The organism is Streptomyces sp. NPDC050388, assembly GCF_040655635.1.
Taxonomy (GTDB): domain Bacteria; phylum Actinomycetota; class Actinomycetes; order Streptomycetales; family Streptomycetaceae; genus Streptomyces.
Window position 1 is genome coordinate 62,147 of record NZ_JBFAKH010000020.1, and the last position, 23,376, is coordinate 85,522.

23 protein-coding genes and 1 pseudogene are annotated in these 23,376 nt (G+C 70.2%); 2 read left to right on the forward strand and 22 right to left on the reverse strand.

Features of this window, described 5'->3' with window-relative positions; translation table 11 throughout:
* Positions 1–9: 9 nt before the first annotated feature.
* The 16 genes and pseudogenes from AB0I73_RS14160 to AB0I73_RS14235 all read right to left on the reverse strand — a co-directional run bounded on the left by AB0I73_RS14160 (position 10) and on the right by AB0I73_RS14235 (position 13,908).
* Positions 10–2,460: a site-specific integrase gene (locus AB0I73_RS14160; RefSeq protein ID WP_363037059.1), complete on the reverse strand. Its 2,451-nt coding sequence runs from the start codon at positions 2,458–2,460 to the stop codon at positions 10–12.
* A complete protein-coding gene (locus AB0I73_RS14165) occupies positions 2,453–3,649 on the reverse strand; it encodes a site-specific integrase (RefSeq protein WP_363037156.1) in 1,197 nt (398 codons plus the stop codon). Before AB0I73_RS14165 ends, AB0I73_RS14160 begins: the two co-directional genes overlap by 8 nt.
* A 62-nt stretch (positions 3,650–3,711) precedes the next feature.
* Positions 3,712–3,975 (reverse strand): annotated as a pseudogene (locus AB0I73_RS14170) (hypothetical protein); the annotation flags it as partial.
* A 505-nt stretch (positions 3,976–4,480) separates the two neighbouring features.
* Entirely contained in the window at positions 4,481–4,732 is a 252-nt protein-coding gene (locus tag AB0I73_RS14175; RefSeq protein WP_363037061.1) for a tryptophan synthase subunit alpha, read from the reverse strand.
* A gap of 96 nt (positions 4,733–4,828) precedes the next feature.
* Positions 4,829–6,202: an alpha/beta hydrolase gene (locus AB0I73_RS14180; RefSeq protein WP_363037063.1), complete on the reverse strand. Its 1,374-nt coding sequence runs from the start codon at positions 6,200–6,202 to the stop codon at positions 4,829–4,831.
* Positions 6,150–7,937, reverse strand: coding sequence for a TraM recognition domain-containing protein (locus tag AB0I73_RS14185; protein ID WP_363037065.1), 1,788 nt, complete (start codon positions 7,935–7,937; stop codon positions 6,150–6,152). Before AB0I73_RS14185 ends, AB0I73_RS14180 begins: the two co-directional genes overlap by 53 nt.
* A 34-nt stretch (positions 7,938–7,971) precedes the next feature.
* Positions 7,972–8,253, reverse strand: coding sequence for a DUF317 domain-containing protein (locus AB0I73_RS14190; protein ID WP_363037067.1), 282 nt, complete (start codon positions 8,251–8,253; stop codon positions 7,972–7,974).
* Positions 8,254–8,489: 236 nt separating this feature from the next.
* The gene (locus AB0I73_RS14195; RefSeq protein ID WP_363037069.1) at positions 8,490–8,831 is read right to left on the reverse strand and encodes a hypothetical protein; all 342 of its coding nucleotides are present in this window, start codon (positions 8,829–8,831) and stop codon (positions 8,490–8,492) included.
* Between the two features lie 256 nt (positions 8,832–9,087).
* The gene (locus AB0I73_RS14200; protein WP_363037070.1) at positions 9,088–9,915 is read right to left on the reverse strand and encodes a DUF317 domain-containing protein; all 828 of its coding nucleotides are present in this window, start codon (positions 9,913–9,915) and stop codon (positions 9,088–9,090) included.
* Complete coding sequence (locus AB0I73_RS14205) at positions 9,906–10,262, reverse strand: hypothetical protein (RefSeq protein WP_363037072.1); 357 nt, start codon at positions 10,260–10,262, stop codon at positions 9,906–9,908. Before AB0I73_RS14205 ends, AB0I73_RS14200 begins: the two co-directional genes overlap by 10 nt.
* A 29-nt stretch (positions 10,263–10,291) precedes the next feature.
* Positions 10,292–11,095, reverse strand: a complete 804-nt coding sequence (locus tag AB0I73_RS14210; RefSeq protein ID WP_363037074.1) for a DUF317 domain-containing protein — start codon at positions 11,093–11,095, stop codon at positions 10,292–10,294.
* Complete coding sequence (locus AB0I73_RS14215) at positions 11,092–11,475, reverse strand: hypothetical protein (RefSeq protein ID WP_363037076.1); 384 nt, start codon at positions 11,473–11,475, stop codon at positions 11,092–11,094. Before AB0I73_RS14215 ends, AB0I73_RS14210 begins: the two co-directional genes overlap by 4 nt.
* A gap of 247 nt (positions 11,476–11,722) precedes the next feature.
* Positions 11,723–12,490, reverse strand: a complete 768-nt coding sequence (locus AB0I73_RS14220) for a hypothetical protein (protein ID WP_363037078.1) — start codon at positions 12,488–12,490, stop codon at positions 11,723–11,725.
* A 21-nt stretch (positions 12,491–12,511) separates the two neighbouring features.
* Positions 12,512–12,790 (reverse strand): hypothetical protein, encoded by a 279-nt coding sequence (locus AB0I73_RS14225; RefSeq protein ID WP_363037080.1) that lies wholly within the window; start codon positions 12,788–12,790, stop codon positions 12,512–12,514.
* 82 nt (positions 12,791–12,872) lie between these two features.
* Positions 12,873–13,310, reverse strand: a complete 438-nt coding sequence (locus AB0I73_RS14230) for a hypothetical protein (protein ID WP_363037082.1) — start codon at positions 13,308–13,310, stop codon at positions 12,873–12,875.
* A 100-nt stretch (positions 13,311–13,410) separates the two neighbouring features.
* Positions 13,411–13,908, reverse strand: coding sequence for a hypothetical protein (locus tag AB0I73_RS14235; RefSeq protein ID WP_363037084.1), 498 nt, complete (start codon positions 13,906–13,908; stop codon positions 13,411–13,413).
* Between the two features lie 12 nt (positions 13,909–13,920).
* Here AB0I73_RS14235 and AB0I73_RS14240 point away from each other — a divergent pair, with 12 nt between their 5' ends.
* On the forward strand, positions 13,921–14,127 hold the full coding sequence (locus AB0I73_RS14240; RefSeq protein WP_363037086.1) for a hypothetical protein: 207 nt from the start codon (positions 13,921–13,923) through the stop codon (positions 14,125–14,127).
* A 1,903-nt stretch (positions 14,128–16,030) separates the two neighbouring features.
* Here the strand turns inward: AB0I73_RS14240 and AB0I73_RS14245 are convergent.
* From AB0I73_RS14245 to AB0I73_RS14255, 3 genes are all read right to left on the reverse strand, one after another.
* On the reverse strand, positions 16,031–16,363 hold the full coding sequence (locus AB0I73_RS14245; RefSeq protein ID WP_363037088.1) for a hypothetical protein: 333 nt from the start codon (positions 16,361–16,363) through the stop codon (positions 16,031–16,033).
* Positions 16,360–16,815 carry a hypothetical protein gene (locus AB0I73_RS14250; protein ID WP_363037158.1) on the reverse strand — a complete coding sequence of 152 codons (456 nt, stop codon included), beginning with the start codon at positions 16,813–16,815 and terminating at the stop codon, positions 16,360–16,362. Before AB0I73_RS14250 ends, AB0I73_RS14245 begins: the two co-directional genes overlap by 4 nt.
* A gap of 251 nt (positions 16,816–17,066) precedes the next feature.
* A complete protein-coding gene (locus AB0I73_RS14255) occupies positions 17,067–17,615 on the reverse strand; it encodes a hypothetical protein (protein ID WP_363037090.1) in 549 nt (182 codons plus the stop codon).
* Between the two features lie 167 nt (positions 17,616–17,782).
* On the opposite strand from AB0I73_RS14255, the gene AB0I73_RS14260 reads away from it, so the two are divergent.
* Positions 17,783–19,849 (forward strand): IS1634 family transposase, encoded by a 2,067-nt coding sequence (locus AB0I73_RS14260; protein ID WP_363037160.1) that lies wholly within the window; start codon positions 17,783–17,785, stop codon positions 19,847–19,849.
* Between the two features lie 621 nt (positions 19,850–20,470).
* Here the strand turns inward: AB0I73_RS14260 and AB0I73_RS14265 are convergent.
* The 3 genes from AB0I73_RS14265 to AB0I73_RS14275 all read right to left on the reverse strand — a co-directional run bounded on the left by AB0I73_RS14265 (position 20,471) and on the right by AB0I73_RS14275 (position 23,345).
* Positions 20,471–21,025, reverse strand: coding sequence for a hypothetical protein (locus AB0I73_RS14265; protein ID WP_363037092.1), 555 nt, complete (start codon positions 21,023–21,025; stop codon positions 20,471–20,473).
* A gap of 324 nt (positions 21,026–21,349) precedes the next feature.
* The gene (locus AB0I73_RS14270; protein WP_363037094.1) at positions 21,350–22,864 is read right to left on the reverse strand and encodes an ATP-binding protein; all 1,515 of its coding nucleotides are present in this window, start codon (positions 22,862–22,864) and stop codon (positions 21,350–21,352) included.
* A gap of 28 nt (positions 22,865–22,892) precedes the next feature.
* Positions 22,893–23,345 carry a DUF6238 family protein gene (locus AB0I73_RS14275; protein WP_363037096.1) on the reverse strand — a complete coding sequence of 151 codons (453 nt, stop codon included), beginning with the start codon at positions 23,343–23,345 and terminating at the stop codon, positions 22,893–22,895.
* Positions 23,346–23,376: the final 31 nt, after the last annotated feature.

Here is a 23,376-nt window from a genome sequence, read left to right on the forward strand (position 1 = left end):
TGGGGGTCGTCATTCGGACTCCTGCGGACGGCGGCGTGCGGGGATGCCGAGGTGGACGGCTGGTCGCTGGGCTCGGCGTTGGGTCTCGTCGCGCTTCGCGCGGAGGAAGGTGAGGGTGAGGTCGATGCCCTCGATCTCACCGATCCAGCCTTCGGTCTCGGCCTGCGTCCTGCGTTGCAGGAGGTCGGCTTCGAGCTCGGAGAGCCGGGCGAGCATCTTGGGATTGACGTGGAGCATGGGGCAGCGGATGCAGGCGTGTTCGTGCTGGCAAGGGGTGCCGTAGGGGCGTCCGCAGGATCCGAGCTCGACCTTGCGGCGGTCGAAGTGCTCCTCGAACTCGGTCCACTCGTCTGAGGTGGTGTCCCGGTATTCGTCGGTGGGACGGATCTGGCGCCGGTGTTCCAGGTGCTCCTGGTAGTGGCGGATGACGTCTTCGTCGAACACCGCGACGTAGCCGCGAGTGGTCTGGACATTCAGGTGCCCGAGCAGGGCCGCGCCGATGTGGATCGGCAGGCCGCTGTTGACGAGTTCGGTGATGAAGATCCGGCGGAAGTCGTGCGGGGTGAACTTCAGTCCCTTGAAGCCGGGGTGCACTTCGGCGAGGGCGAGGCAGCGCCGCTCGATCATCTTCTGGATCGTGCCGACGTTGAAGACCGCGGGAACCGTGCCGTTCTGTCGCTGGAACAGGAACGGCATCGGCGGACTCCAGACCTTGTCGTGCGGGTCGTAGCGAGTCACGAGCGGGATCGGCCGGCCGGTGCGAGCGTGTCGGCGGATGATCGAGGCGATCACGTGGAAGAGCTCGGCGGACATCGGGATCACGCGTTCGCGGTCGGTCTTCGAAGGTGCGATGACCAGCAGTGCGATGACCTCGCCACCGGGCCGCTGGTACTGGCGGATGCTCAGGTGGGTGAGTTCGCACAGCTCCTCGACGCGGACGCCGGAGTGCCGCAGCGTCTCCACCGCTGCCCAGTCCCAGAAGGTGGTTTCCTCTTCGGCGGCGATGTGGACCATCTCGCCGCTGTCGTTGTTGCGCAGACGCGGCGGGATCGGTGCTGTGTGACGGCTGAGCTTGCGGTCGGTTTCGCTCAGCACGCGTGTGTAGCTGGTGCCGGCGAACGTGAACGACTCTCCCTCGGCCGCTTCCTCGGCGAGTTGCAGAAGCTGGCGGAAGTGGTCGTAGCGGGACTCGACGTGCTCGACGAGTACCGGCAGCAGCGGCTGACGCTGGCGCGTGCGGTCGGCGCTGCGTTCGTTGATCCGTCGACGGCGAGCGCCGAGCCCGTGCAGGTCGAAGGGTGGGACCGGGCAGGGAGCGACCCACGTAGCCCACCGCTCGGGTTCCTGAGCGGCCCAGGTGTGCAGGTCGTAGTAGAAGCTGCGGACTGAGATGACCAGGCTGTCTGCTCCGGCGCGCGGAGCACCGTTGTCCTTGACGGCGATCATCTGCCGCCAGGCGGTGTAGATCTCCGGGGAGATCCGCAGGTCAGCCTGGTCGGGGTTGAGGCGTTCGATCTTCTCCCAGAAGTGGTGGGCCAGGTGCAGGACCAGGTTCTTCAAGGTGGCGTAGTCGGTGTCCGCGCGGCGCCGCGTGAAGTAGTCGATCAACAGCCCGCGAACGGCCTGGTTGCGGATCGGGTAGTGATCGACGAGCTCCTCGACGCTCTTCTGGCCCCGCATGAGAGCAGCGCGCATCGTCGCCGGAACGGTCGGTGGAAGGTGGCCCGTGGCGTGGAGCACGTGCCACACGCCTTGGCCACGGAGCCGGTTCCCGGCCTTGTTCCCGGGGTCCACCACCGACCAGGCCCGCCGGTTCTCCTGCGCGAAGTGCAGCAGCGCGGGAGCCGTGACGTCGCTCAGCGCGACCCCCTGAACGGCGAGCAGAACGCACAGGTCGAACAGGGCCTCGGTGCGGTGCGCGTAGGTGTGCTGGTGCACCTCGACCTGCTTGGCGAACTCGTCCAGCAGCGGATCGCTCTGGGCGGAGATGAAGTGGGCTGCGAAGCCGGTCATGTGGTGGCGCCGGAAGGCCACCAGGGACGGTTGGATGACGCGCAGGCAGATCAGGGCTCGCAGGCCGGTGGTGAGTTTGACGCTGGGGCTGCGGCGGCACTCCAGGTCGTTGACGTCGGCCAGTCCTTGCCCGACAGGGCTGGCGTCCCACCGTTCCTGCCAGGTCAGGCCGGGGTAACCGGCCAGGTAGTCCAGGAGGAGCCCGGCGGCCTGGCCGCGCTGCTGTCGCGTTGACGTACCTCCGTCCCAGGTGTCGACGACCAGCTTCGCGATCGACCGCGAGCTGCTGCGGGAGAGGTCGCCGAACGGGCGGGGTGGCATGGCGGCGGTGGCCGGCTCGGCTGTCATCGGGCCGCCGACGAAGCGGCTGGGGTAGTCCAGGCCCTCGGCGATCGGGCCGTGGCGGCGGCTGACGCCGGTGGTGGGGCTCGCGGCGGTCTTAGGCACCGAACACCGCCGCGATGTCGTCGGCGGCGTAGCCGGTCGGGTAACTCACCTGGGGGCGCGGCTGGTTGTAGTGCTCCAGTAGGGCGTCGAAGATCTCCTCGACCCGCACCGCCAGGTAGCGGCTGGTGGTCTGGATGTTCGCATGGCGCAGCACCGCCTGGACCTCGGGCAGCGTGAGCTTGCCGCTGTTGGCCATCCGGTGGGCCGCGGTGTGGCGCAGGTCGTGAAGCGTCCAGTTCGTGCGCAGGTTCTGCTGGGCCCGCTGCACCACTCGACGCATAGCCCAGTAGGTCAGAGGCCGGTCTTCACCGTGCCGGGTCCGCCAGACGGGCTCGCCAGCCTCTGGGGTGCCGGTGCTGTCCAGGTAGCGGGCCAGTCGGACACATGCCTCCGGTGAGATCGGCACGAGCTCGCGTTCCCGGGTGCCCTTGGTGATGACGTAGAGGCCCGGCTTGGCCCAGTGGATATCGTCGGTGCCGACACCGAGCAGCTCCTCCGCCCGGGCGCCGCTGGAGACGTAGCAGTCGAGCAGGGCTCGATCCCGCTCGCAGCCCATCGCGGCGAACAGCTCGTCCCACAGCGGGTCGGGGATGGAGCGCGGAGGCCGACCGGTCACCTTCTGGCGCAGCCTGGCCCGGCCCAACACCGGTCTGGGCGCCAGCGGGCTCAGGTGACTCAAGGCCCGGCGTCGCTGTGGCGAGATGGGCACCGGGTTCGCCACCGGACCTCGTCCGTAGTGCGCGTGGAACGCGTAGAAGCCGCTCACCACAGACAGGGCGTGGTTGATCGTCGTGGGTGCGTACCCAGGGCCGAGGTACGGCTTCCCGGTCCGCGGATTGACCGTTCCCGGAGGCGGCGACTGCGGGTTGCGCCGACGACGCTGCGGGTTCGGGGCCGTACGCAGCCAGCCGGTCAGGACGGCGGTCTCCGCCTCGGTTGCCCGTTCCCAGGCCACATCGAGCAGCCACAGCAGCCGGAACCAGCGCAGCATCCCGAACCCGTAGCTACGGGCAGTCAGCGGACTGCTGTCGCTCAGCGCCAGGTCGCGCAGGTACGCGGTGACCGGCTCTACCTCGCGTCCGAGACCGTCGATGACGATGAAGGGAGGGTGGGCCTCACCGGTTTCCACCACGGAACCAGCGTGGGGCAGCTGGGCCCGACCCTCCATCAGTTCGTGACGTAGATCCACTTCACTCTCCTTGATCGCGATGACCGACACCGCGATCAACGAGGAGAAGAGGTGCAGATAACTGTGCACTGGCGCCGGGTCATGCCTTGCTTGCCGTCCTGATTCAAAATGTAGAGAGGCATGGAAGCGAATCGGTGATTCGGGTCGAGGGCGTCGTCGCGAATGTTTCCGGCGGTGACCCGCAGTACGGGTATTCCGGCTGGTGCGGCTACTTCCTTTTCGAGCCGGTCGAGGTGGGCGTATACGGCGCGCGGCTCCCAGCCGGTATCGGCGAAGATCGCGTAGTCGACCTTTGGGAGGATCCCTTCGGCGGAGAGGGCGAGCATGGCGCTGGATTGGACGCCCGCGCCGAGGGATATGGCGCGGAACTGCGGGATCGGGGAAGGTGAAATGGGAGATCCTGGTGGTGGGAGGGGGTCGGTCAGCCCCGTGCCGCATGGAGCGCTTGGGTGAAGGCGGCGACGCTGGTGTGCTTCGTCGGCGCCTTGGTCGAGGGCGCGGACGACGGGGGTGTCGATCACCACGGCGTCGACCAGCGGGACCACCGTGGCGGCGAGGTGCGGGTGGAGATGCCGACACCGGAGACGGCAGGGGAGCGTGCTGGTCGAGCGCGGGCGCCCTACTGCCGCGAACAGCGCCGGGTGATCGAGGGGGCCGCGGTATCCGGTCATGCCGGTGCTGGCGGGGGCGTAGAGCCAACCAGACGCGGCCTGTTGGATTGTGGCGAGCTGCCGGTCTGTCGCTGTGCGCGAGGCGAGACGCGGGGCGGCCAGGCCAACCGCGGTGGTGAGCTGCTTCCAGGTGCCGCGTCGCCGGGGAGGTCGACGACCATCACCCGGCAGCGTCGGCGAACAGGCGCACCCCTCGCTCGGAGCCGTAGTGGGCGATGGGTTCCCAGTAGGTCATGACCACGGTCGGGCGGAGGCTGGCAGTGTGCTGGACCGAGCGGAGGGTGCGGTCGAGGGCATGCCCGTCTTGGAGGGCGCGGCGGTATGCGGCCTGGATGCGGGGGTCGTCGAGGCACGGAGAGTGGCGGGGCAGGCCGATCTCGAACAGGTCGGCGCCCGCCTCGGCGAGTGCCATGATGTTTCGGCGCTCGCGGCAGCGGTGTGGTGAAGGCCGGCGGGAAGGAACGTGGCGAGCGCGCGGTGGGGTTGGCGCAGCACGGCCTGGAGGGACTCAAGAGGGCTGGGCATGGATCCTTTCGACGGCTGGGCCAGTGGCCGGATGGTGGTGAAGAGAACGCGCGGTCTGCCGGGGGCAGCCCTCCTGGGACGGGTGAGGATGCTGGAGTGCGGCCTGGGAGGCGAGGCAGGCGAGGATGTCGACGATCAGCTGGGGGTGGCGGACGGGCAGCGTGTGGGTGGCCTGTTCGGCCAGGACGAACTGCGCCTGGGGAACACGGTGGGCGAGGGCTCGGGTGTGGTCGGCGGGTACGTGGGCGTCGGCGGTGCCCGCCAGCAGGGTCAGGCGCGGGCCGAGGGCCAGCAGTCCGGCGATGGGGCGAGAGCCGCTGGTGGCCAGCGGCTGCCAGAAGGAGGCGATGTCGCGGGTGGCGGTGCGGTGCAGGCCGCGCCGGCACGGGAGAGGGGAGTCGGTGTCACCGGAGCGGGGTTTCGTGTCGAGCAGGGCCCAGGGACTGGAGTGCGGTAGGCGGCGCCGCACGGCATCCATGGCCGAGGGGGCGCGGGTGCAGGCGGTCACGAGCAGGTCGCGGCCCCAGCCGCGGATGCGGGTGCGGAGTCCGGGTTGTGGGCGGGTGGTGACGGGTCCGTCGGGGGTGGAGATCAGTAGCAGTCCGTGGAAGCGGGGCAGCAGGTCGGGACGCAGCGTCGTCAGGGTCTGCAGGATCATGCCGCCCATCGAGTGTCCGGCGAGCACCAGCGGGCCATGCGGGACAAGGCGGTCGATGACGTGGGCCAGGTCGTCGGCGAGACCCTCAAGTGTGATCAGCGCGGTTCCCCGAGTGGACCGCCCATGCGCGCGCTGGTCGTAACGCACGACCCGCAGGTTGCGGTCGGTGAGCTGCTGAGTGTGCAGGCGCCACAGATCGGCGGTGACGGACAGCCCGTGAACCAGAACGACGGTGACGGGTGCGTCGGCCGGCCCGTCGAGGTAGGCCGCTATCTCCGCTCCATCGGGCAGACGGATGCGGTGCGTGCTGGTAGGGGCAGGGACGTGGGGGCTGATGGCAGAACATCCTTGTGCAGTAGGGAAACAGGGGAGGAAAGACGCGGCCCAGGTCGGCCTGAGGGCGTGCCGCTCAGCGACGCCGACTGAGGCTCGAAGGAAGCAGGCGGTGGCTTTCACCGGGTTCTGTGCCGATCCCGTCGTTGAGCCGGTCGCGGTCGGCGTGTCCTTGGCGCGGCTGCACGCTGGGGATCGGGGACGGGGCGTTGACCGCTGTACGTGCTGCTGCGGGTGAGGTGGTGGTAATTCCGAGGCCGACGAGGCTCCAGTCGATGAGCTGCTGGTCCTCGTCCTGAGCGGCGGCGGAGAACTACGCGGCGGTGCCGTGGTCGTCTTGCTGGGGAGCGTGTTTGGCGACGGCACGGGCGGTGATGGCCTTCGAGGCGCGGGCGGAGGAGGCGGACAGTTCGTCGGCGCCGGGCTCCAGGTACCAGGGGCGCAGGTCGAGCATGGCGGCCCGCATGCCGGTGGCGAAGCACAGGGCGGTGCCCTTGGGGAGGGCGCGGATGGCGTCGGCGGGCAGGATCCGCTCCTGCCGCATGGACACGGAGGTCGACTTCCCGGACTCGGAGTGCGAGGTGGACGTGGTCTCCACGTCGTGGTCGCCGATCAGCTTGCTGAGCTTGTCCGCGAAATCCGGATCATCGATCCCGCTGCCGATCACCTTCACGGTCGAGGCGGACCACATGGCGTCCATGCCGGCGTCTCCCCAGACCTTCTGGCCCTGGCGGTAGGACTGGAGGATCGTGATGGGGATGATTCCGCGGCTGCCGAGGTGGGAGTACAGGTCCGGAAGGTCGCTGATCTTGCACACGTTGGCGGCCTCGTCGAGGATCGCGAGGGCCGGCGGGTCCAGACGTCCCCCGGCACGCTCGGCCTGTGCGGTCGCGGCCCGCATCACCGCGTCCGCGCACGCCGCGATCAACGCCGAAGCTCCGCCTCCGCCGTCCTTGCTGAGTAGGTAGAGGGTGTCGGTGGAGGTGACGAACTCCGACGGCCGGAACTCGGCGACGTCCTTCTGCGGCGTCACCCACGCGGCGATCTCCGCGTTGAGCAGGGCGGCGGCGTACTGGCGGGCCGTCTCGTAAATGCCATCCCGCGTCTCGGGCGGCCCCTCGACGGTTCCCTTGAGCTGGGCGGCGACGGCGGCGAAATCATGGTCGCGGAGGATGTCGAGCGGGGTGCGGTCGGCGGGGAAGGCGAGCCACTGCATGATGTCGGTGATCGGCCGCTCGTCGAGTGCGGCGGCCAGGAGCAGCTGGCTCAGGATGTTGCTGCCGGCCTTGGACCAGAAGTCCCCCTGCTGCGAGGCGTCCACCGAGGCGGCGAGGAAGTGGCCGGCCAGCCTGTTGGCGCCGTCCAGGGTCTTCGCGCTGGCGAGGGGATTCCACCACATCTCGCGGGCGGCGTGGGCGATCTGCTGCGGGTCCATCGACCACACCCGCCCTACCTCCGCCCGGGCCTCGAGCGTCGCCGTGTAGGCGTCCCCCGCCGCTTTGTTCGAGGTCAGGAGGACGGGTCCGGGTGCGGCGAGGATGGAGGGGATCGCCAGGCTGGTGGTCTTCCCCGATCGCGGGGCCATGATCGCGACGGCGACGTCCTCGTACCCCATGCGGACCTCGTGCTGTGTCCCCTGGAGGTTGCCGAGGAGGATGCCGGTGTCCCTCGCATCGATGCGCTTGGCGGTCTTCAGGCTCGGGCGCAGGGATCGTGCCTTGGCCTCGATCGCCTTCGCCAGGAGCGGCTCGATGTCCCGGGCCTTGGCCATGCCGGTGATCCTCTTCCGGCCGCCGCCGCGGTTCTTGTGCCGAGCCCACAGGACGCCGGCTGCGGTGCCGAGGGCGAGGAGGACGGCGACGGGAACGATGCGGGTGCCGATGAGCAGGGACGTTTCTCCGGCGTTGGGCCAGAGCTGGTCGGGGTGGAGCAGGGCGGCGGTCGGCTGGTACGGCACCCACGGAAGGCCGGTGAGGCAGGCGGTGATGTTGCCGGACAGCCAGGCGAGGTTCGAGAGGGGGACGACGACGGCGAGGACTCCGAGGAGGAGCCGGAACGCGATGTCGTACCCGTCGCTGGAGCTATTGGAAGAAGGGGACAAAGGGGCTACGTGCTTCCGGGCGGGGACGGAGGAGTCAGCGGCTGCGGCCGTTCCTGGCCGGCGGCCGTCGCAGGGCGCTCGGGCTCGCTGGCGGGTTGGCGCGGCGCGTAGAGAGGGTGTGGACGCGTTCTTCCAGTGCGGAGGCGATCTGCACGGCGGGTAGTTCCCGGTGGGTGCGGGTCACGAGATTCGGGTTGCGGGGCGGGATGCTGAGCGGACTGCTGGTGCGCGGCAAGGGGCTCGGATCGGCGAGCGCGGCGGTGAACGCGGCGATCAGGTGCGTCGGCGTGTGTTCACCGAACCGGGCCTGCCACACCGGTCGGGAGGCGAGCGTGGCGGAGAGCCCACCACTGGCCGTCCGGGTCGCGCTCGAGGCGAAGGAGAGCTTTCTGGTCGGAGCCGGAGAGGATGACGCGCGGCATCAGGGAGTCGTGGCCGTAACTCCAGCCGGACGCGTGGTGGAGGGGACGGTGATCCGGCGGGATCTCCGCCGGCCAGGTGCCGCGGGGCGATGAACTCAACCTCGACGGTTTCGGGTGTCGGGGGGCACGGTCACCTCCGTACCGAAGTGGTCCGGCCGAGCGCGGGGACGGCGGTCGCGGTCGGTGACGGAGCCAGGGGCGAGGAGTTGTGCCTCGCTGCTGTGTTGATCTCTCGTAGGACGGAGCCGTGGATGGCCCAGTCGTCGAGGTAACTCCAGGATTCGGCGTGGTACTCAGCCTCGGCGTCGTCGAAGACGGGGGTGCCGGGCCGGGCTTCGGCGGGGAGATCGTCGCGGGTGAGCAGCCATTCCTCGTGCAGGGCGTCGAGGCGGTCGAGCGCGGCGTGCAGGACGCCGAGCTGGTACCCCCAGTGGTTCTGCACCGCGTCGGCAGGCATGTTCCTGAGCTGCATGTCAGCCGTGGCCAATAGGTGGCGGGCGCCGACGCGGATGTTCTCGAACGCTTCGGCGGTGTCGGCGTCGCGCCGGCTCTGGCGGAGCCCGTAGGCGTGGTCGTCGTGCGGCCAGCCGTCAAGGTCGGTGTGCTCGTCGGAGTAGGCGTCCCAGGCGTCGAGGATCTTCTTGCTGGCGCGGACGTAGTCGTCGACGTGCTGCAGGAACTCGCGGTGAGCGATGTGATCGAAGGAGATGGTGGGGGTCCAATCAGGGTCAGCGGCGCTTGGCCGGACGGGCGATGCCGGTCGTCGCCGGGGCCGTGGCGAGACTCGGCCGTTGCTGGCGGCGGGCGGCGCGGGCCTGCGCGCGGACGGTGTCGAGCCGGGCGGTGTGTGCTGCGACGACCTGCTCGGGGGTGAGCGGGCTGGGCTTCTGCACGACGCTGTGGTGGGCGGTGCGGTCGAACATGGCGCGCTGGAGTGGGGCGGTGTCGGCGAGTGCGGTGATGAAGGCGCCTACGAGGTGCTCGGGGGCGCGGCCGGCGAACCAGGCGTGCCAGATCTGGGGGCCCATCGGCGTGCCGTAGCCCGGCTCGCGGGTCTCGATGTGCCAGGACGACACGCGGGCGTCTTCCTGGTCGGGTCGCTGTTCTACATGGCACATGCCGTCGGGGGAGTGGGCTGTGGTCGCTGGGGCCAGCAGCCATCCGGCTGACTTCAGGACCTGGAACGGGGCCGGTCGCTGGGTGGGCGGCGGGGCGGTGAGGGCGTCGGTGAGGTGGCCGAGGATTTCGGCGGGGACGAGTTCGCCGAATTCGGCGTACCAGCCCGGCTCGGTGTCGGTGGGCTCGGCCCGCAGCCGCCACCACGCGGAGGTGGGGGACTGCGGGTCGAGCTGGAGGGTGAGCCGGTGGTCTGGGCTGCGCAGCATGATTTCGGGGCTGAGCGGGTCGGACGTACGGGTCCATCCGGCGGTGGCGAGGCCGTGGGTGACGTGGCGGGCGTCACCGGGGCCGGCGAGGTGACGGGGGCTGGTGTCGAACGGGATCTGCCAGGCGTGCTTGTCTGCGAAGGCGGCGAGCTGCCGCTCACTCACCGGCACCAGCCGCCCCCCGGCTCGGTTGCGGGGGCGCTGTCGTACAGGGCGCGGAGGTCGTCGAGGACGTAGTGGAGGGCGTGCTGGTCGGCCTGTTCCCACGCGGCGGTGCGCAACTCCATGATCAGGAGGTCGGCTTCGGCGCTGCGGGGGGTGTCCGGGTGTTCCTGTACGGCGCGGGCGAGGGCGCGCAGGACGTCGGCGAGCTGGACGGGGAGACCCGCGTACTCGTCGAGCAGCGGCTCGACGAGGGCGAGCGCCTCGTCCGGATCGGGGGTGTCGCGCAGGTAGTCGGTGAGGCGGGACAGGGTCTCGGTCGCGGTGCGGATGGTGTCCGGGGTGAGTGCCGGCATGGGGATCCTCGGGTGGTCGGCGTCGGGGGTCAGCGGCGGGCTCGGGTGCCGCCCGCGTGGGCGTGGGGGCGGGCCGTGGTGCGCGGCCGAGCGCTTCGGGCGGTGTTGCGGGCCCAGGTGGCGGCGCGGGCGGCCGTGATCCGGGCCTGCTGCCAGGCGCTGAGCTGGGAGGGCAGGACGGAAACGGACGTGGTCTGGATCCGTGCGCTGTGCGGAACACGGCCGAGTGGGCGCATCACCGGATCGGGGCTGGCGAGAGCGGTCGAGAAGGCTTGTACGAGGTGCATCGGGGTGCTGGGTGTGAACTGGGCGGTCCAGCCGTTGCCTTGCTGGTCCTTCGCTCCGGACCACCACATCGCCTCGCCGTCGGGGGTCTGGTGGTACTGCATCCAGGCGCTGCCGTCGGGGCTGGTGGCGGTGACGTGCTCGGCGTTGGGCGGTGTGCGCCAGTGCTGCTCCTTCAGCGGCGCCCACACGTTGGGGGCATGTGCGGAGCGGGGTCGGGTGAGGGCGTCGGTGAGACCGGCGACGATTTCCACCGGCGTCTGCCGGCCGAGATGCGCCCACCACTCGTCCTGGTGCCCGTTCGCGGTGCCGTGGATCGTCCATCCGCCTGGCAGGACGTAGGGGTCGTAGGTGATGCGGACCGTTCGGTCCGGGCTCTCCATGGAGAGGGGGCCGCCTGCCTTGGACTTGTCCCGCCAGCCGGAGGCGCGCAGGAATTCCGAGACGTGCCGGACGTCGCCGCCGCCTGCGAGGGCGCGGGGCTCGATGAGGTAGTGCTGCTGGGCCTGCTCGCCCGGCCCCCAGCCCTGCCATTGCTTACTCTTCACCGGCGCCGCCGGACGACGAGCGGAGCGGGGGCCGGCGGCTTCGCTGCCGTGGTGGCGGGCTGTGTGCCGACGTGCCGGAGGGTCTCGCGGTGTTCATCCAGGTCCCCGCCGAGGGCGTCGAGTTCGTTCGAGGCCCGGCCGAGGGCGAGCCACACTTCTGCCGGCAGCGCTCCCCGCTCGGCCTGGACCTTGGCGAACACGCTGCCAGTGGCTACGAGGTGGGTGACGCCGCCGAGGACTCCGTCGTCCGGGTCGAGGATGCGGGCGATGACCTGCGTGGCCTCACGCGGGGGCAGTTGGGCGAGATGGTCGGCGAGCCGGCCGAGCTGGCGGGTGATCTCGTCGGCCAGCCGCACCGGGTACGAGGTGGGGTGGGACATGCTCCTCCGGGTCGGGGATGGTCAGTGGTGGTGGCGGTGCCCGGTCCGCTGCGACTCAGCGAGAACGGCCTCCGGGCGTGCACCGGCCAGCAGGCAGGCGCGGTCCGGACCGGTGGGGATACAGGCGCGCAGATAGCGGCGGAACAGGGCCGTCGTGAGGCGGGGCTTGATGCGGTGGGAGATCGGTGGGGGCGTGCGGGGTGCTACGGGTTTCTCCGATGGGTCGGGCGGTGCGGTGCGGGCGGCCTTACGGGGTGCGCCGGGACCGTGCGGGGCGCGAGGAGGAGGCGGCCGGGGCGGGCGGCATCGCGGCCGGGGTGGCGGTGGGCGCGATCCGGCCCGACGGGTGCTGGAGCGCGGTGTTGATGCCGTGCGCGTTGAGTTGGCGACCGGTCTCGCGCACGGCGCGGGCCTGTGCTGTGGTGTCGTCTCCGCTGAGGCGGTAGATACCGGTCTGCTTGTCCTGGACGAAGCCGTTGGCCACAAGGACGGCGACGGCTGTCTCGCCGACGGGCGCGGCGGCGAGACAGCCGTCCTGCTGCCAGGTCAGGACGACCCGTTCCGGCTGGGACGGCTGGACGCCGGCCACGGCGTTGTGGCGGACCCGGGCGAGCGCGGTGTCGTAGCGGGCGAGCAGGTCGCCGGCGACCTGCTCGGCGCTCAGGAAGGGGTCGTCCGTCAGCGCGATGCCGTTGGGCTCGCGTACTCCGTGGTATGTCTCGGCGGGGAGCTCGTGGGGGGCGACGGCGGCGATGAGGTATCCGTCGCGTTCGTCGTGCCGGTCGAAAATGACGAGCTGGGCGCCGTCCGTGCGGCTCAGGACGGCTGCCTGCTGGAGAGGGTGCTCGGCGAGGGACTCGGCGACGAGGTCCAGGTCCCAGACCCGGTCGGCAAGTTCGGCGAGGTCGTCCTTGTTCTCGGGCGGGTGGTAGGCGCTGGTCCAGGCGCCGGGGAGTTCACCGGCGAGGACGTCGGCGTATGAGGCGAGGCGCTCGGAGTTGTGGTGGTCGTGCATGGGGTCCTTGGGCGAGTGGGGTCAGTGACGCAGCCCGGCGGCCACATGGGGCGGCGGGGCCGGAACCGTGCGCGGCGGGTGCGGGCAGGCGCACACGGCGGAGTGTTCGCGTCCGGTGCCGATGCGGATTTCCTCGTCGTGGGCGAGGTGAGCCGGGGCGCGGTGGTAGGTCTCGTGGACGATGGGTACGAGCCCGGCTCTCTGGAGGATGCTGGGTGCCTCCAGATCGCCGCCGCGGGCGAGGACCTCCTCGGAGTGCGGATCGCGGCGCACGGTCAGGAAGCGGTCGGCACGAGGCAAAGAAGCGTTTCCCCTACGGTGAATGGCGTGCCGCTGCTTTGACTGCGGGCGAAGGCGCGGCCGGAGCGGCGGACGGGGAGACTCACCGGCCGCCCCGGGCATCGGCGATGTGCACGAGCTGACCGAGGGCCGTGGTGGTGTACCAGCCGCAGTCGATCAGTGTGTTACGCCCGGTGTGCTTCGCCAGGAGACGGTCCTCCATGGCGCGCAGGTAGATCAGGCAGTCCGGACAGCGGCGCGAGAGGTGCACGAGGTAGCGGGGATGGGCGGTGATGTAGGTCTGGGCGCCTCCGGTGGCGTCGCGCAGCCGCCATCCCTCCTCGTCAGTCGGGGTGTGCCAGGACGGGGCGACGATGCGCATCGAATCTCCCCACAGCTCCCCGTCGGTGACCCCTTTGATGACGACGACCTGGTCGCCGGCCTGGAAGTGCTGGTGGGTGATGTCCCGCGCAGGGGTGAGCGGGTCGGGCGTCGGCGCGAAGGCCGGAGTCGGCGGAGGCGTCCAGGACGGTGGGATCATGCAGGTCCTTCCACGCGGAGCGGGTAGCGGCGGGAGGATAAATAGTCCGGAGGATCGCCGGTTTGGCTAACCGGCGATCCCCGGCTATGTTCCGGTCCTGTCAGCGGAACGGGTTCTCCGTCCCGCGGTCCGCCTCACCTGCCGCGTCGAGGAGTTCGAGCAGGTCAGAGCCCTCTGCGTCCCTCTGGTCGATCCACCATGCGGCCCGAGTGATCGCTCGTGCCTTCTCCTCCAGTTCCGCCCAGTCCGCCTCGTTCCAGGTGCCCTCGACGACCAGCGCGGTGTGCGCGGCCGTCATCAGCTGGTGACGGGACCGCTCGCCCCAGTCCAGAGTCCGCTCCGGACCCTCCAGCGGCGGCATGTCGAACTTCTCGGCCCACTCGGCGGCGGCCTGCTGCTCGTCGGCGCGCTTGGCGGCGAGCCACTGCTCCTTGGAGTCGGTGTCGGCATCGCGCGCCGACTTCCAGCAGTCGGTGCAGTCCCTGACGGCGAGCCAACGGGCGAAGCCGGACCTCCGGTCTGCGGGACGGTCGGACAGATCATGGACGATCGAGTGGCCACAGGGGTGCTCGACGGTCCACTGCGTACGGACAGCCATAAATGAATTTCCTTGAAGACGTGCGAAGACGGGAAGTTGGGTGCCTGCTCAGGCGTGTTCGCGGTGGTGCCGACCGCGGCGGGCGGGGGCCTGGCCGGGATGGACGAGGAGCAGGGCGGTGAGAGCGAAGGCGGCGGCGGGGAGCGCGGCGATGGCGATGGCGTGGTCGGCGAGGCGTCCGGCGAGCGCGGTGCCGGCAGCCCGTCCGACGCCGATTGAGAGGATCAGCCACGTGTATGCCTCGCTGGTGCGGTCCGTGGGGGCGAGGGTGTTCGTGCTTCCGTAGGCGTAGGCGACGACGGTGAGGAACGCGTCGGGCAGGACGACCGCTGCGGTGGCCGCGTGCGGACCGGGGAGGGTGGGTGAGCAGCGGCAACCATCCGGTCAGTGACGCGGTGCTGCTGGAATCAGTTGCTTCGACCGGTTGGGATCAAGCACGCAATCTCCCCGAGGTGGCATCGAGGTGATCCCTAATTAGTTAGGAGCTGGGACAAACCACAGTTCCCTGTACCGTCACTCCGGTAATCGGCTGATCACTTGTCATCTGCGGCAAAGCGGTACTAGCTGCCGCGAAACTCAGCCGATGATGGTCGGCGCTTACTCGCATCCGGATCGTGCTGGGTCTGCTTGCGGCAGCGTCGAACCCGTCGACGTTGTTGCTCTCGTATATTGAGAAACGGTGGTCACCAGGGGACTGCCACGAAGCAGATAGTGACGTCTGCCAGCCCTTGCCGCCGCTCCCGACGGGCACACGTTCTATCTGGAGAAACATGCCGCGTCGCGGTAGGCCGTATTCGTTGAGCCCGGGACGGCTAGTTATCGTGTACACCCAGACGCGGCTCTTACCCGACGTTCCGTAGGGCCGTGTATAGCATTGAACACGTTCGTGAGACCCAGCCTTCGTGATCCGCAGCTTTGCTATCCAGCCGTCACTGATTTCGAACCGAGCGCCAGCCGCGTTCTGGGCGCCGGGGAGTTCTGGCGCAGGCCGGATGGGGCGATCGCCGACGGAGCCGATGTAGCGAGGGCCGGACTGAGTTCCCCAAGTTGGCGAAGGTTTCGACCGCGGCGGCTTGTTCGCAGCGCCACGGCTCGGCGGCGGAAGAGGTGGCGCAGGTTTTGACACACTCTCTGAAGGTCGCGGCTGGCTAGGACTCGGCGACGCCTTCTCTGGTGAAGCGGCGGGTCCCTCGCAACCCACTGAGACGACAAGCAGGACACCGGCAAAAGACAGTAATCGCCTTGCCCATGATCGGCTCACACCGACACCCCCGGCTGTTGACCAACAAGTTGATACACGCCCGTCGGTTCACCGTGCAACCCGCTTCGAGCGTGCTCACACCTCGTTGAAATTGACTGGCCCTCTCAGACATGCCTATTCACGGAGGTGAGAAGGTAATTGATCGCCACGTCGATACCGAAGGCTGTGCCTGTGGGGATCGTACCGCTCGTCACAGACCCCATCGTGGCTAGGCGGCTGCGAGCGATCTCACAGGCAACGTCGGCCAGGTCAGCGGCGCTTCGACCATCAAGTGAACGGGCGATCTGCGGGCCGTACTTAACCACTGATGTGCGCTGGACTGGCGCGCTCGCGGGATGCGTCAGAAGTAGGAGAGCGAAGACGGGTTTTCGAACTTGAGTGGTGCACCCGCCCTCGTTGCTGAGGTGGCGTCACCGTGCGTGATGGATCGGCGGACTCGCGCCCCCTGGATGCAGGGCGCCCGCGATCCAGCGTGATCATTTCTGTTCTCTACACAGAACGATCATGCAAGAGCCACGGGCTTGCTCAACGATACGACGTTGCTGCTCGACCTCGACGGGGTGTCCGTTGCGCGGGTCGAGCGGCTGGCGCCGGAAGGCGCCGGGGCCATCTGGACACGGCCGATGAGACCGCAAGGGCCTGCCCGGCCTGCGGAGTGTTCGCCACCCGGGTGAAAGGTTCGGTAGCGACCTGGCCCCGTGATCTCCCGTACGGCCATAGCCGTCGCGGACCGCGTCGAGTGCGGTCTCCGTCTGCCGATCGATGATCGCCATGCACAACCGGAAGTCACGTGCTCGGGTGGCAAGTTGCGCGGTGTCGGGCAAGAGTGTGTCCGGGATCGGATCCTCCTGGTGGTCGGTGTCAGCGGCGCGGCCGTCGCCCAGGCGGAGCCTGCGCCGTCATGGCCGGTGTGAGTGGCCTCGACGACTCGGGGGCGCCTGGACGCAGGTCGAGAGCGAGATGTACTCGGTAGCGGGCGGCGGTGAGCATCTCCGCGGTCCAGGTTGCGTGCTGGTTCTCCCAGTCGCGTCCCATGTCGAAGGGGAGCCGGATCCAGTGGCCGCGCAGGGCTGGCTCGAAGAGAAAGCCGGCGTGGCGCAGGATGTCCGCGGCGAGGGAGTCGAAGCGGCCTTCGGCTTCGACTTCGCCCCCTGGCCCGCGGATGATGCGGATCGGCTCGGCGCCGGGGCTCACCGGGACCGTCCGGTTGCGGAAGCGGTCAGGTGAACGGTCGGCGCGTAGGTGGGCTTCGGCGGGATGGGACGTGCGGACGGCGGCGAGGTCGTCGGCGCCGCGCGGCGCTGCGATGACTGGCTGGCGGCGGCCCGGGCGATGCGGTTGCGGCGTTCGGTAAGTCCGTTCGGTCGGTGCGGGCGTGGCGGGTTGGCCGGTGCAAGGGCGATGCCGGCGTCGACGTGCACGGCGTAGCCGTGGCGGCGCAGGTCTCGGGCGGCCTGCCGAGTGCGGCGCGGCCCGTCATGCTCGGGGTCGGTGAGCCGGTACAGGCCCGGCTCACCGGGTACGGGTTCGAACTGCTCCCGTACGAGGAACCAGTGGGCCAGGTGAGCGGGCATCGAGGTGGTGGCGGAGGCGACGAAGCCGTGATCGTTGTGGGTGCCGAAGATGAAGTGCGTGTCAGGATCCAAAGAGGAGAGCTCCTTACGGTGGGCAGGGGAGGGGGCAGCGGCGGGGCGCGTGTGGGCCGCGTGGGAGTGCTTGGGGGAGCGGCGGGCCGGCAGCGGTCGCAGGATTCCGGAGGCGGGGCTGGTGATGTGGACGGCCGCCACCAAGTAGTCCTTGTCGTGGACGAGGCCGCCCGTCGAGGCCGCGCGCACCAGCTCGGTGCGGGCGGTGAACGAGCGGGTGGACAGGGTGGGCTTCCCGGGGCGTCAAGCGGCTACCGGCCGGGTGCGGGCCCGGTGCGCGGGGTGGGCGGTGGGGCCGGGGGCAGACCGGACGGTGCCTGGGGGCGGCCGGAGGCGGGTGTCTTCGGCGGTGCTGGTGCGGGGTCGTACTCGGCGTGCAGGAGGGCAAGGTCGGCTTCGTCCGCGATGGCCAGCACGGACAGGCTGCGGCCGGCCGCTTCCATCAGCAGCTTGGGCGGCGAGCCCTTCTCCGCTCCGTGGTTCTGGCCGCGCCACTGGGCGGCGGCGACGAGGTAGTCGCTCACAGCGCGGAGCACGGGTTCGGCGGCGTCCAGCAGATGCTGGGTGACGGCGCTGACCTCGGCGGGCGTCTGGGCGGCGCCAAGTGCGGCGAGGTAGGGGGCCAGGTCCGGGCTGGGCCGGGGCTCGTCCGGCAGCGGGTGTTCGGCCAGGAAGGGCTCGGCGTCCCGCTTCGCCCAGCGCAGCAGGTCGTCGCGGGTGGCGATGCCGAAGTGCGCGACGGCGATCTGTTCGGCGTCGCGGCCGACGTTGTCGTACAGCTCGAAGTCGGGATGGTGCATGCGGTCTCCTAGACCCGTACTTCGCGGGTCGTTGATTCGTATGGTGTGACCGGTCCGGGGGTGTCCCCGGACCGGGGTGTGGCGTTGGGTGGGGTGTGTCGAAGTCTTCCCGGTCCCCGCGGCCACGGTCCCAGCGCCAGCGCTTCGAAGTAGCGGTGACGTCCGTGGTGGAGAAACGTCTGGGCGCTCTGCCTGTCGTTTCCGAGTTCACTCGTCGGCTGGATCTGGCCGGGATCGTCGATGCGGTGTGCCCTGGTGGCGCGAGTGCGCACGTGACGCACGGGCAGGTGATCGAGGCGTTGGTGGCCAACCGGCTGACCGCGCCCGCGCCGTTGGTGCGGGTCGGTGACTGGGCCCGGACCTGGGCGGTGGAGGAGGTCTTCGGCATCGAGGCGGGCCTGCTCAACGACGACCGTCTCGCCCGTGCCCTGGACGCGATCGCCCCGCATCTGGAGCACATCGCCGGGACGGTCGGCGCGCGGGCGATCGGCGAGTTCGGCATCGACGTGTCCCGGCTGCACTGGGACATGACCAGCATGTCCGTGCACGGGGACTATCCGGTCGAGGGCCAGGACGAGGACTTCCCGGTCATCAATTACGGGCATCCCAAGGACCGGCGGGTGGACCTGAAACAGGTCCAGGCCGGGCTCGCGGTGACGGCCGACGGTGGCATCCCGCTCCACGCCCGCGTCTTCGACGGACCGGCGGCCGAGGTCAGCCAGGTCGTCGGCGCGATGAAGGACCTGCGCACGATGGCCGGCACCCGCGACTTCCTGATGGTCGCCGACTCCAAGCTGGTGTCCTACGCCAACCTCACCGCGCTGCTGGCCTCCGGGGTGCACTTCGTCGCACCGGCACCGGCCGCGCAGGTCAAGGACCAGGTCTACGCCGCCCTCGACCTCGACCGGGCCACCGCCGTGAACTGGGTGCCCGACCGGGACGCGGACAAGCCGCCCGAGCGGCGCGAGAGGTACCGGGTGCTGGAGGACACCCACACCCTGAAGGGGCCGAGGAAGAAGGATCCCGAGCTCACCGTGCGCCGGATCCTGGTCCACTCCACCGCCGTGGCGGCCGGTCAGCAGGCGGCCCGGGACAAACGCCTGGCCAAGGCCGGCGAGGACCTCGGCAAGCTCGCCGCCGCAGCAGGCGGGCGGCACTACAAGACCCGGGAGAAGATCGTTGCCCGGATCGGTGTCATCACCGCCAGGCGCCGCGTCACCTCCTGCCTGCGCTGGAGCATCACCGAGAACGAGCGGGGCACACCCACCCTGACCTGGTCCTTCGACCAAGACGTCCTGGACGGCGAAGCCGCGGTCGACGGCTGGTACGCGTTGCTGACCAGCATCCCGGCCGATCAGGCCGATCCCGGCCAGGTCCTGATCCACTACAAGGGCCAAGGCGCGGTCGAGCGCCGCTACCACGACTTCAAAGGGCCCCTCGCGGTCGCACCGGTCTTCGTCCAGCACAACCGGCGTGTCGCCGCCCTGATCCAGGTCATCTGCCTGGCCCTGCTGGTGTTCTGCCTGATCGAGCGGCAGGTCAGACGCGCCCTCGGTCCCGAGCAGACCATGGCCGGCCTCTACCCCGACAACCGCCGGGTCCGCCCGACCGGCCGCATGATCTTCTACCACCTCGGCGAACTCACCCTGCGGATCGGCCACATCACCGACCCACCCACTGTCCAGATCACTCGTGGCGTCCAACTCCACCTCCTCGATCTCCTCGGCACCGACATCGGACAAACCCGTCCGGGCCTAGACGGCGGCGCTGGGCCCGCTGGACTTGGCGTCCGTGCGGCGGCATCCGTAGCCCAGCAGACGGGACGGCTCGGGCGTGGTCGGGACGGCGGCGACGTCCGAGCAGGTGAAGGTGTAGGTGAAGGCGGGACTCGGGCTGGTGCCGAGCCAGGCGCGGTCCCGCTTCTCCGGCACGATCTCCAGACCCGGCGCGGCGACGGCGTCGTGCTGGGTGTGGTTGTGGGAGAAGACGACGAGCGCGCCTGTGGAGGTCTTCAACGCGTAGCTGTCGGGGAACTTCGTGTCCGCGGAGGCGAACTGGGTGGTGCCCCGGGTGCCGAACTTGTGGATCGTGTCGTGGTGGACCTTGACCTGCCGCTTGGCGGCCTCGGTGGGGGCCAGCACCTTGCGTCCGGTGAGGTCGCCTCCGGTGGCGAAATTGTCGATCACGGCCGAGCGCAGCAGGTCGACGGGGGTGGCCAGGGACGTGGAAGCTGAGTCGACCGCTGTGGCGTAGCCGTCCTTGTCCAGCATGATCTTCGGGAGCTGGGAGGGGGTGTCGAGGTCGACGGTGGCGACCATCTCCCACCGCTTCGACTTCGCGTTTTCGGCCAGGACCAGGACACGGGCGTACCGCTTCTTGCTGCCGGCCCGGGTGATGGCGGCGAACCACCGCTGCTGCCCGTGCTGCAGGCGCGGGATGTAGAGGTCGGTTGCGGTGAGGTCGTACGACCACGGCCGGTACGGCTTGCGGTCCGCTTTCGGCAGGGCGTCGTCTTCCTTGAAGCCGGCCAGCGACATCGCGTACCGGGGGCCGCCCTCGACGGAGTCGAGGAGCGCGCGGTCGCGCTTGGCGTGGGCGAGGTTGTTCGTCGTTGAGTAGGCGGCGATGGCGTTACGGGCCTCGGCCGGGGTGAGCGCGGGGGCCGGCTTCGGTGCGACGCTGGGTGCCTTCGTCTGGTCGGCGGCAGCCGGGGTGGTGCCGTCCGTGTGGTTGGAGCAGGCGGTCGCGGCGAGAGTGAGACAGACAGCGGCGGTGATCAGGGGCAGAGTGCGGCGGGCGGGGCGGATGGGGGCTCCTGTTTGCTGGGGACGGTAAGGGCGCGGTGAGCGGTCGGCTCACCGGCGGTGGGCAGTCACCGAAGGGCTGGTCGGTACGGGGGCGGCCGGGCGCGTTGTGGCGATGGCGGGCGTGGGGGTGTGGCGGAGGTTCACGCCGATGCCCTTCTGGGCGAGCTGGTGGACCAGCGCTCGCAGGCGCAGGTCGCGGCCGTCCTCGCCGTACGCGGCAGGGAGCAGGAACGCTGCCTGGTGGGGGTGGTACTGGAAGCCGAGCACGTACAGGTCCGTGCGGGCGTCCTCGGGGACGCTGTTGTACGGCGTGCCGAGGGCGCCGTCCTGGTACCAGGTCAGGGTGACGACGCGCGCCACCTGCGGCGGCTCAGGCCGGTGGGGAGGCTTGGGCTGGACGGCTGCGTTGTGCCGTACGGCTGCCAGGGCGATTTGGAGGCGGGGTAGGACCCGTCGGCTGACGGCGGCTGCGGCACGGGCCGGATCGTCGGGGACCGCGATTCCGTTGGGCTCGTCGGCTCCCCTGAAGTGGTGCGGTCGGAACTCGGCGGGTCGCAGGGGAGCCACCAGGTACTGATGGGGATGGCGGGGGCGCTCCAGCACGCAGAGTTCCTCGCCGTCTGGTCCTCCGACGAAGCCCGTACGGGTGTCGGGCCGGTCGAGCAGGGCCGAATGGGTCGGGCCGCGGTCCCAGACCTGGTCGGCCAGGGGAGGGTCGCTGGGGAGCCGGAACCCGATGTACTTGCGGCACCACCCTTCGGGCAGATGCGGTGCGAGTGCTGTGGCGAAGGCACTGGCGCGGCTCGGATACAGGTGGGCCTCCTGGAGGTAGCGGGGCTGTGATCGGCCAGGGCGGGAACCGTCGGCGGTTGTGGGGCGGATGAGTGGCCGAGAGCGCGGATCGGTGTTCGTGGACGCACCGGCTTGTCAGTGCATGCGGGCGTCCGTGTCGAAGAGGGCCAGCTCGTGGGCGTGGAGGAGGTGTTGGACGATGAAGCTCCGGCCGGCGACCTTCCACAGGCCGCGCCCGCGGTTGAGGTGGGCGATGGCTTCGGCTTCGACGGAGGTGAGGCCGAGGAGGGTGGCTGCGGCGTGGAGTTGGTCGGTCTCCTGGCGGTAGATGATCCGGGTGGAGCAGTCGGCGAGCAGCCCCTCCGCGAGGGCGCGGCCCTGTGATCCGGCGTCGCCGGCGGTGAGCAGGTCGGACAGCCGGTGGATGACCATCAGGTTGGCGATGCCCAGGCCGCGGGAGAGTTTCCACTGGGCCTGCATGCGCTGGAGCAGGCCCGGGTGCCGCATGAGGCGCCAGGCTTCGTCGTAGACGATCCAGCGTCGGCCGCCGCGCGGGTCGGTGAGGGCGGATTCCATCCAGGCGGAGGCGCAGGTCATGGCGAGGACGAGGGCGGTGTCGTCGCCGGATCCGCCCAGCCGCGAGAGGTCGATGGTGAGCATCGGGGAGCTGGGATCGAAGCGCACGGTGGAGGGCGCGTCGAACATGCCCGCCAGGTCGCCGTGGACGAGTCGGCGCATGGCGTGGGCGAGGTCGCGTGCGGCGTCCCCGAGCCGTCCGGACAGGAGACCGGCGACCTCGTCGAGTAGCTCGGGTTTGTTGAGGGCGGCGGCGACGTCGCCGAGGAGAGGGGTACGGCCGGTCTGGGCGGCGTGGGTGACGACAGCGTCGAGGGCGATGTCCAGGGCGGTGTGCTCCATGGGCAGCAGGTCCCGGCCGAGGACGGTGCGGGCCAGGGAGCCGAGCAGGAGCAGCCGACGCTTGCGGATCTCGCCGATCCAGTCGGCTTCGGAGATGCTCTCCGGCCGGGGGGCAGCGTCCAACGGGTTGAGGCGGCCGGGCAGTCCGGGGCCGAGGGCCACGGACATGCCGCCCAGTGCCTGCGCCACAGGAGTCCACTCGCCCTTGGGATCGCAGGGCACGTAGACGCGGTAGCCGAAGGCGACGGAGCGGAGTGCGAAGCTCTTGGCCAGTGCGCTCTTGCCCTGTCCGATCACCCCGGCCAACAGCACGTTTGGGTTGGTGAAGCCCTCGACCTTCCCGTACAGCGCGAACGGGTCGAAAACGAACGACGCTTCGGCGTGCACGTCGCGGCCGATGTAGATGCCCTCGGCGCCGAGCCCGCCTTCGGCGAGGAAGGGGTACGCCCCGGCGGCGATGGCGGTGGTCATGCGATGGGCGGGGAGCCTGAGCCGGTTTCCGCGGGCCGAGGCGGGGCCGGGGCGTCCGCTGGGCGGGTAGAGGGGGGCCGGGGTCTCGTGCTCGGCGGGGGCCGTGCCTGCCGCATGACCGGCGGCTTCGGCACGGGCTTTGGCCGAGGCTTCGGCGAGCCGGCGGCGGGCGGCCTTGCGGCCGGCCCGGTCGGTGCCGTGCGGGGTGAACAGGGGAGAGGCGGAGGCGCGACGTGCACGGCGGGCGGGCCGGTGGCTCATCGGGGGCCCTCGTTTCGGCAGGTGATGCTCATCGCACGCATGCGGTGGTGTGCGGCGGGCGGTTGAGGTCGGTGGGGGTGGTCTTGCGGCGGACGATGTGTCCGGCGGCGAGGTGGCGCTGGCAGATCGTGAGGACCGGTGGTCCTTCCGGTAGCCGCTCGGGGTGGCACTCGGTGGATTCCGTGGTCGCGGCCGGCAGCAGGTGGAAGGCCGCGTGGACCTCGGCGGTGGCCTGCCACAGCCGGGTGTGCGCGGCGGCGAGGTGCCGCCCGGCGCCGGGATAGGGGGAACGCGCTGTCTCGGCGAGCTGGTCGAGGAGCCGGTGGAGCGCAGTGAGGTGGGCGTGGAGTACGTCGAGGTGGAGGCGGTCCACCGGCTCCGGCGGCACCGACCGGTCCAGGGTGCGGGCGTGGTGGCGAATGCCGGCGGTGGAAGCGCGGAGGTAGGGGTGCGCGTCGTCGGCACGCGGAGGAGAGATCAAAGGGACGGGGTCCTTCCTGCCGCCGTATCGG

Coding starts and splice junctions, on each gene's coding strand:
- AB0I73_RS14175 (WP_363037061.1), bottom strand. CDS start 4,732: ATGGCACTCGCCGAGGCGGGCGCCGACCTGTTCGAGATCGGCCTGCCC.
- AB0I73_RS14195 (WP_363037069.1), bottom strand. CDS start 8,831: ATGCAGCTCAGGAACATGCCTGCCGACGCGGTGCAGAACCACTGGGGG.
- AB0I73_RS14205 (WP_363037072.1), bottom strand. CDS start 10,262: ATGCCGGCACTCACCCCGGACACCATCCGCACCGCGACCGAGACCCTG.
- AB0I73_RS14215 (WP_363037076.1), bottom strand. CDS start 11,475: ATGTCCCACCCCACCTCGTACCCGGTGCGGCTGGCCGACGAGATCACC.
- AB0I73_RS14220 (WP_363037078.1), bottom strand. CDS start 12,490: ATGCACGACCACCACAACTCCGAGCGCCTCGCCTCATACGCCGACGTC.
- AB0I73_RS14230 (WP_363037082.1), bottom strand. CDS start 13,310: ATGATCCCACCGTCCTGGACGCCTCCGCCGACTCCGGCCTTCGCGCCG.
- AB0I73_RS14235 (WP_363037084.1), bottom strand. CDS start 13,908: ATGGCTGTCCGTACGCAGTGGACCGTCGAGCACCCCTGTGGCCACTCG.
- AB0I73_RS14255 (WP_363037090.1), bottom strand. CDS start 17,615: ATGCACCATCCCGACTTCGAGCTGTACGACAACGTCGGCCGCGACGCC.
- AB0I73_RS14270 (WP_363037094.1), bottom strand. CDS start 22,864: ATGAGCCACCGGCCCGCCCGCCGTGCACGTCGCGCCTCCGCCTCTCCC.